This window comes from Paraferrimonas sedimenticola, from assembly GCF_002282855.1.
Lineage (GTDB): Bacteria > Pseudomonadota > Gammaproteobacteria > Enterobacterales > Shewanellaceae > Paraferrimonas > Paraferrimonas sedimenticola.
Genome location: NZ_NRIR01000005.1, coordinates 157,670 through 173,727 on the forward strand (window position 1 = coordinate 157,670; position 16,058 = coordinate 173,727).

General features: G+C 50.7%; 10 protein-coding genes, 2 tRNA genes and 1 pseudogene. 5 read left to right on the forward strand and 8 right to left on the reverse strand.

The genetic code is table 11. The features are described 5' to 3' along the window. Window positions 1-93 precede the first annotated feature (93 nt). Together nadE and pncB are read right to left on the reverse strand one after the other, a co-directional pair. Entirely contained in the window at window positions 94-951 is an 858-nt protein-coding gene (nadE, locus tag CLC93_RS10320) for an ammonia-dependent NAD(+) synthetase (RefSeq protein ID WP_095505886.1), read from the reverse strand. A 22-nt stretch (window positions 952-973) separates the two neighbouring features. Next, the gene (gene pncB / locus CLC93_RS10325) at window positions 974-2,209 is read right to left on the reverse strand and encodes a nicotinate phosphoribosyltransferase (RefSeq protein ID WP_095505887.1); all 1,236 of its coding nucleotides are present in this window, start codon (window positions 2,207-2,209) and stop codon (window positions 974-976) included. A 141-nt stretch (window positions 2,210-2,350) separates the two neighbouring features. On the opposite strand from pncB, the gene CLC93_RS10330 reads away from it, so the two are divergent. The 4 genes from CLC93_RS10330 to CLC93_RS10345 are packed head-to-tail and all read left to right on the forward strand — an operon-like array spanning window position 2,351 to window position 4,624. Beyond that, window positions 2,351-3,082 carry a DUF1538 domain-containing protein gene (locus tag CLC93_RS10330; RefSeq protein WP_095505888.1) on the forward strand — a complete coding sequence of 244 codons (732 nt, stop codon included), beginning with the start codon at window positions 2,351-2,353 and terminating at the stop codon, window positions 3,080-3,082. After that, entirely contained in the window at window positions 3,082-3,888 is an 807-nt protein-coding gene (locus CLC93_RS10335) for a DUF1538 domain-containing protein (protein ID WP_095505889.1), read from the forward strand. The genes CLC93_RS10330 and CLC93_RS10335 overlap by 1 nt, the downstream gene beginning before the upstream one ends. Then, complete coding sequence (locus CLC93_RS10340; protein ID WP_095505890.1) at window positions 3,873-4,223, forward strand: P-II family nitrogen regulator; 351 nt, start codon at window positions 3,873-3,875, stop codon at window positions 4,221-4,223. The genes CLC93_RS10335 and CLC93_RS10340 overlap by 16 nt, the downstream gene beginning before the upstream one ends. Next, a complete protein-coding gene (locus CLC93_RS10345) occupies window positions 4,220-4,624 on the forward strand; it encodes a CBS domain-containing protein (RefSeq protein WP_095505891.1) in 405 nt (134 codons plus the stop codon). Before CLC93_RS10340 ends, CLC93_RS10345 begins: the two co-directional genes overlap by 4 nt. Here the strand turns inward: CLC93_RS10345 and CLC93_RS10350 are convergent. From CLC93_RS10350 to CLC93_RS10375, 6 genes and pseudogenes are all read right to left on the reverse strand, one after another. Beyond that, the gene (locus CLC93_RS10350; protein ID WP_095505892.1) at window positions 4,621-5,817 is read right to left on the reverse strand and encodes an EAL and HDOD domain-containing protein; all 1,197 of its coding nucleotides are present in this window, start codon (window positions 5,815-5,817) and stop codon (window positions 4,621-4,623) included. The genes CLC93_RS10345 and CLC93_RS10350 overlap by 4 nt on opposite strands. 129 nt (window positions 5,818-5,946) lie before the next feature. Beyond that, window positions 5,947-8,898, reverse strand: coding sequence for a GlyGly-CTERM sorting domain-containing protein (locus CLC93_RS17965; protein WP_425439850.1), 2,952 nt, complete (start codon window positions 8,896-8,898; stop codon window positions 5,947-5,949). Then, a pseudogene (locus tag CLC93_RS17970) lies at window positions 8,872-10,980 on the reverse strand (S8 family serine peptidase); the annotation flags it as partial. The gene CLC93_RS17965 and the pseudogene CLC93_RS17970, both read right to left, overlap by 27 nt. Window positions 10,981-11,548: 568 nt before the next feature. Continuing rightward, window positions 11,549-11,635, reverse strand: a tRNA-Leu gene (locus CLC93_RS10365). Window positions 11,636-11,640: 5 nt separating this feature from the next. Further along, window positions 11,641-11,716 (reverse strand) — tRNA-Phe (locus CLC93_RS10370). 145 nt (window positions 11,717-11,861) lie between these two features. Continuing rightward, window positions 11,862-12,872, reverse strand: a complete 1,011-nt coding sequence (locus CLC93_RS10375; protein WP_095505894.1) for a LacI family DNA-binding transcriptional regulator — start codon at window positions 12,870-12,872, stop codon at window positions 11,862-11,864. A 441-nt stretch (window positions 12,873-13,313) separates the two neighbouring features. Here CLC93_RS10375 and CLC93_RS10380 point away from each other — a divergent pair, with 441 nt between their 5' ends. Next, complete coding sequence (locus CLC93_RS10380; protein ID WP_095505895.1) at window positions 13,314-15,992, forward strand: TonB-dependent receptor; 2,679 nt, start codon at window positions 13,314-13,316, stop codon at window positions 15,990-15,992. The last annotated feature ends 66 nt before the right edge of the window (window positions 15,993-16,058 follow it).

A 16,058-nucleotide genomic window follows, 5' to 3' on the forward strand; every position in this document is an offset into this window, starting at 1 on the left:
TGGCTAAAACTTAGTCGAAATAACTCTATTTAGGCCAGTGCGAATGAGGAAGGCAAACAAAAAGGGCAACTCTATGAGTTGCCCGGAAAGGTATTAAGCGCTTGGTACCGGAATGGGTTCGCGCTTGTGAGCAGTGCGGCGATAGGTGGCCAAAATCACCTGCTGGGCATCCGCCTCAACCTCACGACCTTCTAAGAAATTGTCAATTTGGTCGTACGTTACACCCAAGGCCTGCTCGTCTGCGAGTTGAGGCTGGTTGTCTTCGAGATCGGCTGTAGGCACCTTGCCAACGGTTTCGGCACAGGCACCTAAGTGGTCAGCTAGCGCACGCACTTGACGTTTGCTCAAACCAAACAGCGGGGCCAAGTCACAAGCGCCATCACCGAACTTAGTGTAAAAGCCCATGATGTTTTCAGCGCTGTGGTCAGTACCTGGTACCAAACCGCGATACAGACCCGCGACTTGGAATTGCGCTGCCATACGCATTCGAGCCTTAGTATTACCTTTACAGAAATCAGCGTGAGACTCAGCGACGCTCTCAAGTCCGGCATCGGCACAAGCTGACATGACCGATTGGTGAATGCCATCAGCGCCGGCTTGCACATTAATGGTCAAAGTGACGTCTGGTTGAATGAAGGCCAGTGCGCGTTGAGCGTCGTCTTCGTCGGCTTGCACCGAGTAGGGCAGGCGTACCGCGATAAAGCGATAGCGTTTCTCGTCTATGCTGGCATTGAGCTGGTCTACCGCGATTTGGCACAAGCGGCCACAAGTGGAGGAGTCCACGCCACCGGAGATCCCAAGTACCAGACAATCTAAGCCAGAGTTAAGCAGTTGGGTCTTAATAAAATCAACGCGGTGCTGCACTTCGGCAGCTGGGTCGATTTCCGGTTTTACTTGCATTTCTGCTTGAATAGCAGCGATCTCTGCCGCAAGCGCTTGCGTGTCAGACATAATACTCCAGTCCTTTTGCCCGCTATTTGGGGTAGTTAAAGGTTTCTTTTAGGTTGGTTTCGAAGGCTTGACTGAGGCAGCTGGATTTTTCCGGAGAATCGGACAACTTCGCTACCGGATAGCCGTCGGTTTGCACCAATTTCATCACGATGGATGGCACATTACAACCGGGAATATCCGCACTAAATTTGGAACCTATGCCCACCTGCACTTGAACTTGTTGGCCAAATTCCTGATACAAGTTCAGAAGCTCCTGATTCAAATCCTGTGCGTCGCTGAAAATAATGGCTTTGGTGCGCGGATCGATTCCCAATCTCTGGTAATGAGCAATGGCCTTTTTAGCAAACAGAGCTGGGTCACCAGAGTCTTGTCTGAGCCCGTCGTAGAGCTTGGCCGAGTATCGGTCAAAGTCTCTGAAAAACGCGTCCATCCCCACTGTATCGGTTAGTGCATAACCGGGGTCGCCCTGATACACGCGGATCCAATTGCGCAGGGCTTTGCGTTGGAATTTGTGCAGCACCGCCAACTGCTGATGCGCCATAAACCATTCGTGGCCTTGAGTGCCAAAGGAGTCGAGCTGCATCTCGCGAGCAATATGCATGTTTGATGTGCCGGCAAACACGTCTTTAGGTAGGGCGCGACGCAGGTAATTTATCATCTCCCAGTGTGCGGTGTAGCTAACCCGACGGCGCGTGCCAAAATCGAAAACTTGCAACCCAGACAAGTCCAAATCCATGGCTTTGGCTTTGTCTAAAAAATCAGCAACCTTGTGGGCCATACACTCTTTTTGCTGCTCAATACTGGCCTCAGGAAAGCAATGACGGTGGCGAATCTCACTGACGATAGTGAGTACAAATACCTCGAAGTGAATCACGTCTAGCCAACTGCCCTTAGCCTCAATGGCAAGCTGAGCTTGATTGTTGACGCTGATTTGGCACAGGCGAGGGTTGAGCTTGTAGTGGCTGAGGTAGTTGATAAAGGCTGGCTTAAAGTAGCCACATTTGTCGCCGGGTTGACGCCCCAGCGACTGCAAGTACCAGATATCCGATTGGCTAAAACGCAAGTCCGACAGCGCCTCGACCTCGGCGCGTACTTCAGCAACGTAAGGGCTAAAGTCTTCGTCGCTACGCACCTGAAACTGCATCGCGACTTCGGTATCGGTGAATAACTCAAAGATAGCCTGGTGAGTGAACAGCTTATATAGGTCGGTATCCAACAGAGATTGGATAATGCGTCCAGGGCGAAATTGACCGCGCATAATGGCCTCCAAGCATGGGCTCGTGACATGGCTCACATAGCATGCAATACATGTTATTAAATTGTTGTCTAGGTTGCCAATTCAGTTCAGTCTAGAAGTGTTCCCTATCGGGCCTAGGTGGTCGCCAAATCGGAGTTGTCGATGCCCGCGTTATTGAATTTTATTCGCGCGTTTTTCTCGAGTTTTAAAAATCTCCTTCCCATCATTTTGGTGGTTGCCTTCTTTCAGCTGGTGGTTCTCGACCAACCCATGCCTCAGCTAGCTTCTATGCTCATCGGTTTGCTGCTGGTGGCCATGGGCCTGACCCTGTTTGTGTTCGGTTTGAATCTGGGCCTGTTTCCCATTGGCGAGACCTTGGCCAAAGCGCTGGCTCGAAAAGGCAGCTTGTTTTGGCTGTTTACCTTTGCGTTTTTACTGGGGTTTGGCACCACCATCGCCGAGCCTGCTCTCACTGCTATCGCCAGTAAAGCCGCCAGTGTGGCGGCTGCTGCCGGAGATGTGGCGGACAATACCCAAGCCAAATCCAGCTATGCCTGGGGCTTGAGATTAACCGTTGCTCTATCAGTGGGGGTGGCCATTGTGCTTGGGGTGTTGCGCATCATTAAAGGCTGGCCGATACATCTGATGATCATCGGTGGTTATGTGGCGGTGATTGTTCTGACCTTTTTCGCGCCCAAGAGCATCATTGGTATCGCCTACGACTCGGGAGCTGTGACCACTTCGACTATCACAGTGCCCTTGGTTACCGCGCTTGGCGTAGGTTTGGCCAGCAGTATTAAAGGGCGTAACCCCATGCTAGATGGCTTTGGCTTAATTGCTTTTGCCAGTCTGACGCCAATGATTTTCGTGCTGATTTTCGGGATGCTGCGCTGATGGAAGTACTCGCTAGAATTCTCACCAGTTTCGCCTCTACTTGTGTGGATGTGTTGCCGATTGTCACCGTGATGTTCGCCTTCCAGTTGGGTGTACTCAAGCAGGGCATACCGAATTGGCCCAAAGTTGTATTGGGTTTTGTGTATGTGATTATTGGCCTGTCCTTGTTTCTGGTTGGGCTGGAAATGGCCTTATTCCCCCTTGGCGAGACCATGGCCAAGCAGCTCACCGCGCCGGACTTCATTGATACCTCAGGCGGCGTGTTGGCGGATCAGTTGGACTGGGCCGATTACTACTGGGTTTATTTGTTTGCTGCAGCCATTGGTTTTAGCACCACGATTGCTGAGCCAGCGTTATTGGCGGTAGCCATCAAGGCCAATCAAGTTTCGGCAGGGGCAATTAGCGTCACTGGCCTGCGAATTTCAGTAGCCATCGGTGCTGCGATTGGCATCGCTCTGGGCTGCTACCGGATTGTGGTGGGTGACCCTATTCATTACTACATTATTGCCGCCTACGTGGTGGTGATTATCCAAACCTCACGAGCGCCTAAAATGATCATACCCTTGGCCTATGATTCCGGTGGTGTCACTACATCGACGGTGACTGTGCCTTTGGTGGCAGCGCTTGGGCTGGGCTTGGCGTCCAGTGTCGAAGGGCGCAGCCCGCTTATTGATGGCTTTGGCTTAATTGCCTTCGCCTGTCTGTTTCCCATTATCAGTGTGATGACCTATGCCCAAATTAGTCAGTGGCTAAGCCGTCGTCGCAAACAAGAAGAGCAAGGAGACTCGCAATGCGCTTCAAGCTAATTTTGGCCTTTGTCGAAGAGGCCGATACCGAGGCTGTGATTGATGCTACCCGTAAAGCCGGAGCCACCGGGGCTACGGTGATCAATCACGCCAGAGGTGAGGGCATTACCCCGCACAAGTCGTTTTTTGGGTTGGAATTAGACCTAGCTCGCGACGTGATTTTGTTCGTGGTAGAGGAGCACCTAGCACGGGGTATTCTTGAGGTCATCGAACAAACCGGCGGTTTTGAAACGGGTTCGGGCAAAGGGATCGCCATTCAAATTGGGGTGGAAGATGCGGTGGGCGTTAGCCACCAAGTCGCCAGTCTGCGCAAATCCATTGAGGAGCAATTATGAACCAGTCAGAGAACCTAGTGAGAGTTCTAGAAGTCATGAGCCAAGACTATGCCTTGGTGGATGGCATGAACACCATCGCTGAAGCGATTGAAGTGGCCAGTAAAGCCAATGTACAAGTGCTGTTGGTCAATAAACGCCACGAGGACGACGAGTTTGGCATGGTGCTAATGAGCGACATCGCTAAGCAAGTGGTCTCTAGAGACCGAGCGCCAGAGCGGGTCAATGTCTACGAAATTATGATAAAGCCAGTATTGTCGGTACGCGGGCGAATGGACGTGCGCTATTGTGCGCGCTTATTTGAGCGCTTTGGCATTCACACCGCGCCTGTGATCGATGAGGATCAGATCCAAGGGGTGGTGAACTACCAGGATATCGTGCTTAAGGGAATGAGCAGCCGTTAACGGCTGCCCTTTATTTGCTCGCTAGCCCACACGTAAGCCTTAGTGTGGGCATCAGCGACTTGAACCACAGATAAGCGCATCAATGCCGCTTGTTGGGCGCATTGGTTCCACTGACCGTTTTCAAAGGCGCAGACTAACTCAAGCAGTTCGGCGAGCGGACCGTGTTTGTGCAACAAGGCCTGCTCCATATCTTCGTTCAATCCCAGCCCTTGCAGGGCCTCTTCGAGCGGGCGGTCCATCACTGCATCAATCAAGGACAGCATGCCAGCCAGATAAGCACTGGTGGCGTTACCGCCGTTAATAGAGTCCGCCAAAGTTTCGCAGAACTTGGCGCGAGTCAGGCAGTGATGCAGAAGCGCTGTTGGCTTACCGGTGGTGGAGGCCAGAACAAACTGCAGGGTTAAAAAGCGCTTAATCTCTCGCTGCCCCAACATCACCGCGGCTTGTCGAATCGAATTAACCTTGGCCTCTCGAGCAAAGGCCGCCGAGTTGGCGTATTTGAGCAAAGCCACCGACAGTGCCACGTCGCGCTCGACAATTGACACAATCTTGCTCAGCTCCAAGCTCGCCTGGCTGGTTTCAAATAGCAGCTCGGCCAAAACGGTTTGGGTGGGATTGAGCTCCGACGGGTTAGCGCTGTCTGGGGTCAGATAAAAGCGCCCCTGAAAATAGCGAGCACCCATGCTTTTTAATTGATGAAAGCTGGTGTAATCGTTCACGCCGGTGATCACCAACTTAGTGGGTTGGCCTGGGTGAAACTCATTGATGATTTCTTGCAGTCGCTCGCCGGAGACCGAATCGGCCGCCAAGCGCACGTAATCCAAATGGGTGTACAGTGGCTGCCAGTCGCGATCCACGGCGACTTTATCCACCATCACACTCAGGCCCAGTTGCTTGAGCTTTTTAAACTGCTCGATGCGCTCGTCTGTTGGGCTTTGCGACAGGCTAAAACCATGGATTAACTGGCCGCTTTGCCAGCCTTTGAGCAGGGGGCGAGCCGCTTTGCTCAGCCCACCACTAACCATTAGTTTTTTGTCTTGAGCGAGCAGTTTTAAGCGCTCGATATAGGCGACAAAACTTTGGTCTGGGCATTGTTCAGCGATGCGATCCAGCTTGTCTGACGTTCGCATTTCGGTGGCAAGTGTATTACCACGTTTATCGAGAATAGGGGATGCTTGGCACAGTGCGGTCATGGCGACTCTTATTATTTCTGGACTCTCGCAATCGAGTATACCGAGGAACAATAGCGCTCGCTAGCCAGAGTTTTACCACAAAAAAAGCCCTCCAGTTAGGAGGGCTAAAAGGATCGGAATTAACCTATTTTATTTCAATGCTTTACGACGAATCGCACAGCAGGCTAACAAGAATAAGCTCATCCAAGCCAGCGAACCACCGGAAGAAGGCTGTTCGACTTCTGGCTCAGGCTCAGGCTCAGGCTCAGGTGCTGGGGCCGGTTTGTTCTCGTCTACCAAAATGTCCAACACGAACTCCACTGACGCCTTATCGCTTGGGTGCGCTTTGTCAGCAATAGACACAGTGACCATGGTTTCGCCCGTGTAATCGGCATCGGCGGTCAGGTTAAACACCGCCTGGTCGTGCGTCACTTCGACAACCTCTGCGCTGATATAGTCACCAGTGACCGTTAGTGAGTTGTTGGTGTTCTTGAAGTCAGCAAACTGAACCACCAATCCTTCGAGGGTGTGGCCTTGCATCACTTGTTGATTGGCCATCTCGCCAACGTGAATGTTGCTAGGTACCTGTACCTCCACCAAGGTGGTTTCAGACTCTAGGTTTGCCGCCTCAGAATTAACCGTCACCGACTGAGTGTCGCCGACCGCAGTTTCTAGTACCGCCGCTTTAAACTTAACCGTGAATTGAGAAGACTCAGGACCCACGTAGTCGTAACAGATAACTAGGTCGTCTTTCAGTTGCTCGTTTAAGTTGTCATAGGCATAAGTGGTACTGCGGAACTCGCCATCAAGCGGACCGTATGGACCTACGTAGCCGTGTACACCACGAACCCCTACAACACCATTAGGTTGAGCATCGGCAAAGTCGATATCGTTGTACGCCATTACGATTTCGTACTCACCATCGCCGTAGCCGTATTCGCCAATGCGAACCAATGCTTGTGCATTGTAGTTGTCGTCAAAGGCTTTTTCCCAGTTCCACAGTGAGTAACCAGTTTCTGGATCTGTGCTGCTGTTGGCTAACTTGGCTGTGGTCATGCCGCGATAGTCGACAATCAAGTAGTCACCCAGCCCCAACACTGTGATACCGGTATTTTCGAAGGTATCAAGCGGTGTGTAGTGAGCGTAGTGGTAGCTGCTCGTTACCGGTGGGCCGATGATTAGGTCGTTCATTGGCATGATGATCAGTCCATCATCACCACCTGGATCATAGCTACTGTCTAGCTCTTCGCTGTAGAAGCCTGTCCAGTTTAGAGCAATCAAGTCCAACGGGAAGTTGCGCTGTTGATGCAGTGCGAAATGTCGCGGACCCACAGTTGCATGAGTGTTGGTGCCGGTTAAATCTAACCAACCGTTGCCTAAGAAACTGACGGTAAGCGCAGGGCGAGCGTCGAAGTTACCGTACATCGCCAGAGGCTTGTCAAAGTAGTCAGACAAGACGATATACGGATTGGCGCTATAGCCCGCAGGGCCAGGGTTCCAAGAGCCGTCGATGTCCGGATAGATTCGAGCGTCGGTAATGAAATCGATGTAAGTACCTTGCTCAGCGTTTGACTGACCAAAGTTGGGCACGCGACACAGAGGGTCGTTCTCGTTGGTGGTCATCTCATAGCGACGTTCCCAGTCGCGAGAGTTCAACTGCTCGGTGTCGATACTCAAGGTACCGTCTAGCACGCTGATGTTTTCGGCTAAAGCCATTGGCGCTTGAATCGACTCTTCGATTAAGTACAAACCATCGCTTAATTGAGCTTGTACCGATAGGGCGCGATCCATGCCACTTAGGTTTGGTGCAACCTTAACTTCAAAGTCGAGAATGTCGCCAGGGCGCGCTACCGACTGAGAAGGGGTAACGCTGACATCATTGCCATCGCGTTCTAGACGCAAAGCAGAAAAGCCAATATTACCTGGGTTTTGCGCGTCGCTGCCGATGTCTAGCATTGAGTAGTAAACTTCGCTGTCTTTGGTTGGGAAATCCCAATTGAACAGCATTTCGTACTCTTGGTAAGAGTTGGCTACCGCAGGGCCTTCTAGCCAGAAGTCGGAGGTTTCGGTGTTGCTAACCACGCCGCTAAGCAATGCAAAGGACTCGGTGGCACCACCTTGTACACCCATTAACGGGCTATGGATTAACACCCAATAGTCACCGGCGTCTGGATAGTTGATTGAACAGAAGTTCTCAGCAGTAGATGAGATTGAAGCACAAATTACTTCGTCATCAAACTGGATGACTCCGTCCTGGTTCTTATCAATACCCATAAAGAGTTGCGGCTTACCATAGGCTTCGCCACCCATGAAGTCGGCGGTAGAGCTCAAACGCTCTTGGATTTCCGCTACCACACGGGTTGCATCGCTGCCGACGCTTAGCCAGTACTCAAAGCTTGATTCAGGGGATAAGGCTTCAGGATCTCTAAGCGCCTTCTTGTCCCACGCTGCTTCTTGTTTAAGCACAATCTCGGTGCGATTGGCCAATACAGGCTCCATCACACGGCTGTTAAACTCAGAAATCGAGCCTAAGCGAGTTCTTGGCAACTGATAGTTGCCCGAGTCGCGATTCAAGCTCAGATTTAGGTCCGATGGCAGCGCAACGGCTTTGTGTTGCATTTCCATTGGCCAGTTTAGGGTTGGCAAGTGGGCTTGGTCAGGTACCAGTGACACATTGCCGACCACTGCAATTTCCATGTCATGGGATTGCGAGTGACTGTTGATCACCGATGCGGTCACAGTAACCACTTGAGACTCGCCTTTTTTCAGCGAGAAGCTTGAAGGGTTTACTTTAATGTCCAAGCTGACTTCGCTGATATCCGTCTCGGCGGTCCAGCTACCGTCTTCTGTAGCCGTTACCGTGCGCAGCCAGGTACAGGTGCCGTTGCACTCGTAGTTGATCAAGTGAGGAAGGTTTAGACCGCTTACTACACCGCCGTTTTCTGGGTTGGCGTCGACAAAGCGCTGAATGGTTTCATCCATCACTAGGCCAGGGTTCAAAGCGGCTTCGATGTTAATCAAGCCATGACCTTGCTCTGCGGAAACCGCATCAAACTCTTGGCCAAACACGTTAACCGATTTGAGTTTGGCTTGGGCTGTCATCAGAATCGCTGACTGTACTTGGGTAGGGGTCCAATCAGGGTTGGCTTGGCGAATCAAAGCGGCTGCACCAGCCACGTGAGGCGAGGCCATCGACGTACCTGACTATAAGCTATACTCGCCAACCATGCCCGGGTCGGCAAATGGCATAGATTGGGTGTCTGGCGCGTAGATGTTAACCCCAGGCGCGGTAAGGCTTGGGAATATATTACCTACGTAAGTTCTTGAAGGTCCGCGAGAGGAGAATTGGGCCAGCTTATCGGCATTAGATTCGTCGATATGACGCTCCATAGCGTTGGCTTCAATAGTGATCTGCGGATCGATTGCCGTCTGCTTCCAGCTCACCAGAGCATTTCCAGCTTCATAGCTGATGTTGGCACCTGGTAGTGGGAACAAGTCGTCGTACAAGTCTTGGATAGATTCACTGTTGAACAGCAAGAAACCGCCGGCACCGGCTTTCATAACCTTGTCGGCTTTGGCAACACGGGCAATATTGTTGGCTAGCTCGTAGCCGCGCTCACACAACACAATTTCATCGGCAGCGAAGGTGTTCTCGGCAAAATCGTCAATACAGTATTGATTGCCATAATCAGCAGCGTAAACCAACTTACCGGTTATACCATCACTGACGCCTTTGGCTTGAGTTAAGTAGTGTAATTTTGACTCGGGAAAGGCTTCACCGCTTGAGGTAGGGTTAGAAAGCAGCTTTTCGCCGGCAGAAATACTGCGGCTATGGGTTGAAGCCGCTACAGCCATCAACCAAGGCGAAGAGTGATCAGCTCGAAGGTGGGCGTCGTTACCCACGGCGGCTGCAACTACGATACCTGCTTCACGAGCAGCGAGAAAAGCCATCTCTGTCGCGTCGATCCATGGCAGCATCTCGCCACCACCAACGGAAAAGTTAATGACATCAACACCATCGGCGATCGCGTCATCAATCGCTTTCAAAACTGTCGGAGTATCACAAGCATTGATTAGCCCTTGGGCGAAACACACCTGGTAAGAAATGATGTTGGCATGAGGCGCTACGCCAGAGATGGTACCCATCTCCAGACCGGTATTAATACCATCGCCTTGTTGGCCAATTTCAGGCACGACATAAGGTACTTGATGCAGCACGTTACCTGCCGCGGTACCTGCCACGTGTGAGCCATGACCTTGGTAATCTTCGCCGTTTTCCGGTGCAATGCCGTCGTAGTAACTAGTGATATCCGAGTAGCTGCGTACCCCAATCAACTTAGAGTTACACAGGTGCTCAAATCCCTCGATAGCGCAATCACCTACGTAGACCCCTTCGCCATAGGGGTTTTTCACCGTGTAGCCATCGTCACCTGTGGCGGCGAACGCTGGGTGTTGGGTGTTAATACCCGTATCAAGTACACCGACAATAATGCCTTCACCCTTGAACGCCAAGCCGTGGTCGTTGTCGCCCAACCAGGCTGATTCAGCGCCGATGTGCTGCGGACCCACGTCCGTTGAAATTTGGATTGGCTTGGCACGTTGCACAAACTCCACTTCGCCAAGCTGACTTAGGCGCTGGGCTTGCTCTTGGGTCATGCGAGCGCTGAAACCGTTGGTGGCGTAGGTGTATCGCTGCTCCACTTCAACCGACACGCCTAGGGCTGCGGCTTTGGATATTACCTGAGTCTGTTGTTGCTCAAGTACGCTGCGGTACTGTTGTACAGCGCTGTTGCGCTTCAGACTGGTCTTAATGCTAGATAATTGGTTGGCTTGAATTGCCGCTTGAGTGGATATTGGCGCATCCGCTAATCCACCAGTGTAACTGGCTACCGGTTGCTGCTTGAGACGCACAATGTAGCTATGCTCGCCAGACAGTCCGTTTTCCCATACGAACTTCTGCTTTGGTTGAGCGATGATTTGGTTAACACCGCCGATGGACTGAAGCTTGCTAGTATCGATTGAATTGGTCGCCTGGCTTTGGACAGCCGAGGCCTTGATAGGTTGATAGGCCGGCTTGAGTACGCGCGCATCCGAAAGGGTCGGGGCACTCGAAGACGCTGCAGCAGCGACACCAGTCGCGTAGAGCGCTGCAGAGATCACGGCACTGACTCGGGTTAGTTTCATTGGATTTCCCTGTAACTGCCTTGTTGATATTTATAGGTATAATTGTTCCACCTTTGTTGGCGTTATCATTGTTACAAGCGAGAGAATTATTATTCAAATGCATATTTCATCAACTAGTCATGCATTTCTTGCATAGTAGATGAATCCTAATTGCAGGAAAGCCGGTGAATTAGGCACTATTGCTTTACTGTGAATCTAATTAAGTTCTGATTTTAAAGACTTTTTATCTTTATGGGGTTACGTTTGTGCGCTTTGTATTTTAGGTTTCCAATAAAGAGGTTTTAGCCAGGTTGGGAAAAAAATTAGTCAAAATTCTTATAAAATGGGACTGAATAAATATTCTAATTCTTCTGATGTTGAGTCTGAAACTAGCCTTTCTTCGCGTTGTTGTCACAAATAGTTAACAAATTAAAGTAAGTGCTCTGGCTTGAGAAGGGCAAAACTAAAGAAGTGTCTGGGTTCGCTATTTTTCTGAGGCCACGCCCGTGGTAGCTTGGCAAACTAGATGAAGATATCTCTACTTGTCCCAAAACGAAAAAAGCCAACCCGAAGGTTGGCTTTTCTGATGTGGTGCAGATGGGGAGACTTGAACTCCCACGCCCGTGAAGGCACTAGCACCTGAAGCTAGCGTGTCTACCAATTCCACCACATCTGCAAAAGTGGTGCCCGGAGGCGGAATCGAACCACCGACACGAGGATTTTCAATCCTCTGCTCTACCGACTGAGCTATCCGGGCAAGGTGTTGTCGTTGACAACGGGCGCTATTAAACGGTTTTTAGCCCTTGAGGTCAACCGTTTTCTGCAAAAACTTATCCTGTTCTGTTTGATTGGGTGTTTTTGCGTCAAAGCGAATGTAAAAGGCCCAAAGCTATGATTCGGTACTATGGCTCAGCACCGTCACACGAACTAGCACGCACTACCAGTTCCGGGGTAAAGCAGGTTTGTTCTGGCGTGGCTTTGGCGCGGCGATTGGCCAGCAATAGTTCAGCAGCGTGCTGGGCAATTTTCTGATTGGGCTGGTGGGCAGTGGTGAGCTTTGGCCAGGTTTGACGCGAGAAGGGACTGTCCTCAAAGCCTGCAATCGCCAGCTGTTTGGGAATTTCCACTTGTTGTAATCGCGCGGCAAATAAGGCTCCTGCAGCAATTTCGTCGTTACAGGCAAAAATAGCCGTTGGCGGATTATCTAGGGCCAGAAGTGCTTTGGCACCGGCAACCCCAGATTCAAAGCTGTAGTCACCGTCGATCGCTAGCTCGGTACAAGCTTCGATCTGTTCGCTAGCCAATGCGTCGAGATAGCCGCGATGACGTTCAGTGGTGGATTTGTGTTGCTGGCCACCACTTAAAAAACCAATGCGCTGATGGCCTTGTTGTAATAAATGCTGAGTAATGTCCGCTGCTGCTTGACGGTCGTTAATGAAAACTGTGTTAGCCAACTCGCCGTCGCCTGACACAATTCGTACAAAGCTCACCCCTTTGGCCTCAAGCGCGCTTATCATGTCCTCGCGCTCCGACAGGGGAGGGGTAAGCACCACACCGGCTAAGCGACTGCGATCGACCCACTCACAGATGCTGGTGACAATATCTGGCTCAGACGAGTGACAAGGATGAATTACCAACTCGTATCCCTGAGACTGACAAACCGACAGCAAGCCCACCTGCATATCAATCACGTAGTAAGCGTTTGGGTTGTCGTAAACAAAACCGATGGCAAAGGCGCTAGAGCTAGCTAGGTTGCGCGCCGCTACATTGGGTTGGTAGTTCAACTCTGAAACGGCAGCCATCACTTTGTCATAGGTGGCCTGCTTTACTCCCGCTTCTTGGTTGATGACTCGAGAGACGGTTTTAATTGAGACGCCGGCTTGTTTGGCAACGTCATTAATGGTGACTTTCATAGCCGCTTTGCATTTCCTTTGGCTGAGCTATTTAAAGTGGTGTCGAGCTGTAACCGTACAGTATTAAAAGCCGATATGGCAAACGCAAGTTGCATACGTTTGCAATTTTTCATTCGTTGAAAAAATGAGCGAAATTTTAGCGATTTGTTGGTTTTAGACCTAGGTGGATAGGGAACGGATCACTATTTCAAAAATTCGAACAGCCTAATTTAGAATGGTGACTATCTGAGCTTTAATCTATTTAAAACAATTATTTACGTATTTTTGTAAGCGGTTTCACAAAATTTTTATGTAAACGAAATGCAAATAAAACTTTTAAAAGGTGTGGCGCACCATCGAAAACTTGTGTATGTTTTGTTCAACTCATGACAGCGTTGTCATTTTGTAGGTCAACAAGGTCGATGAGGAATAAAAACAACAGTTCATAGGGAAGGGAAGTTAATGCGAGCACCAGCCATGAAACCGAGCCTGATCGCCGCAAATGTAGCTCTGCTACTAGGTAGTATTGCGATGCCAGCTGTCGCCGACGAGGCAGCCAGCGCACAAGATATTGAGACCATTGAAGTACGCGGTATCCGCGCTTCTTTGAAAGCCAACCTAAACGCCAAACGATTTGCGGATAACGTGGTTGATGCCATTACCGCAGAAGACATTGGTAAGTTCCCCGACCAGAACGTCGCCGAATCACTAAGCCGTATTACCGGTGTGTCGGTAAGCCGTGAATTCGGTGAAGGCGAGCGCATTACTATTCGTGGCTCAGGTCCGAATCAAAACCGTACCTTGCTGAATGGCCAAAACGTGGCCACAGCCGACTGGTTCATTCTAGATAACCCTTCGCGTGGCTTTAATTTCACCTTGTTGCCGTCCAGTTTGGTACGCGCCTTGGAAGTGAGTAAATCACCTACTGCCAAGCAAGACGAAGGCTCAATCGGTGGTACGGTTTCAATGAAAACTCGCCGACCACTAGAGCTGGATGCCAACACCTTTAACTTTGGTGTGAAGGGTGTCTACTCTGACGTTTCTAAAAAGACCGACCCAATTCTCGATGGCCTTTACTCGTGGAAAAACGATGACGAAAACTTCGGTGTGTTACTTAGCGCCCACCGTCAGGAGCGCTTCGTACAACGCGAAGGCATCGAAGTACTGGGTTGGACGCCTAAAGATGATATGGGCAAGCGCGCACCACGGGATATTGGTAACCCACTCTTCATGCAAGAGCGCAAGCGCACCACCTTATTCGGAAGTGTTCAATTCGCACCAAGCAACGAGTGGGATTTCACTTTCAATGTCCTGAATTCAAAAATGGATTCAGACAACGCCAACGTCAACTTGCTGATCCGTCCGCAAAACAATTTGGATCAATTGGTTAATACGGTTGAAGATGGCGACGGCAATATTGTCGCTGGTGAGGTTGCATCAGCCGGCTCCTACGAGTGGGATTTCATCAACCGCGAATCGCGCACCGAGACCGCAGCCTACGATTTAGACATCAATTTCACGGGTGACAGCTTTAGCGCCCACGCTCAAGTGGGTTACACCAAAGCCAAAGGCGGCACCTACAACGAGACTTCTTGGAGTTTCGTGCCGAACCCCAACAAACTTGATGTTGATTCGGCGGATACTGGTTATTCCTTTGACCTGCGCGGCAAGCCAAGCGTAAATATCAACGTGGATCCAACCGACGGTACCCTGTGGGCGCAAAACTGGACCTGGGGTGGTAACAAACCAACCACAGACGAAGAGAAGTACGGTCAGCTGGACTTTAACTTCCCAGTTGATGCCTCTGTATTTACCTCAATTGATGTGGGTATCAAGTATCGTGACCACGACCGCACTCAAGGTCGTCAAGCCTACAGCTGGCACGGCCCAGGTACGTCAATGACTGGCGACCCAATGTCCGATTATATGAACGAAATTTTCGCTCAGTGCCCAACCCTTGCCGATTGCGGCCAGAGCGACGGTGTTCACTCGGTGGCAGGCAATGTGGTTAGCGGCAACGTAGTCGAACAGTTGCGCGGTAATAAAGGTGCTTTCTGGGAGCTGGGCTTTGGCCCACAAGCGGATTACGCTGTATCCGATGTGCTAGGTGAGATCTGGGAAATTAATGAGAAAATCCTAGCGGGATACGCTCAGGCCAACTTCGCCAGCGATAGCTATCGCGGTAACTTCGGTGTGCGGGTGGTAAAAACCGACCAAACCGCGTCAAGTTATGAGTTCTCCAATGACTCTTGGGGCTTGTTGACCGTAGATCGCGAATGGTTGACGCCATCAAGCCTGGATTGGGTGACCCAAAAGCGCAGCTACACCGAAGTATTGCCTAGCTTTAACTTTGCCTACAACGTCACCGAAGACCAGTTGGCCCGTATCGCGATTGCCCGCGTAATGGCACGTCCGAACTACTCGGATTTGGCGCCAATTGTTGCCCCTGGCGCGCTAAACGTTGATTTTCCGACTGGGATTGGCGGTAACCCAAATCTAAAACCGCAAATCGCGAATCAGTTGGATTTGACCTACGAGTGGTACTTTAACGAAGAGTCAGTGCTTTCAGCGACTTACTTCTTTAAAGATATTGAGAGCTATCGCAGCTCGGGTACTCGAGTTCAAGAATTCTACGACCAAGAGAACGACCGTCCGGTGGATGTGACTATTACCATTCCTGAAAATGGAAAGGGCGGCCAAACCAATGGTCTTGAGCTGGGTTATCAGCACACCATTGGCAGCTTTGGTTGGTTGGCCAACTACACCTACACCGACGCCAAAAACGACCAGCAGCGTGTCGAAAACGCACCTGGTAGTGGCTTGGTCGAAGGTACCTCTAAGCACATGGCCAACGCTCAAGTCTTCTTCGACAACGACATCCTTGGCGCGCGTTTGATGTATAACTATCGCACCGAGTGGTACAAGGGAGTCAACTGGACAGGTGCTGAGGTGTGGAATGACTCTTATGGTCAGCTGGACTTCAGCTCGTCCTATCAAGTTACCGACTACCTGAGTATCGTGTTGGAAGCCACCAATTTGACCGACCAAAAAATTGTGGAATACGACACAGACAAAGATCGTTTGTTGTCCATCTACCAAAACGGACGCCGTTTTGTGCTAGGCGCCAACTTGCGCTTCTAATCTAGACTTAGGTCTCTCTGTTTGCCGCGGGTATCTCCCGCGGCTTTTTTATTGGAACAAAAGTCG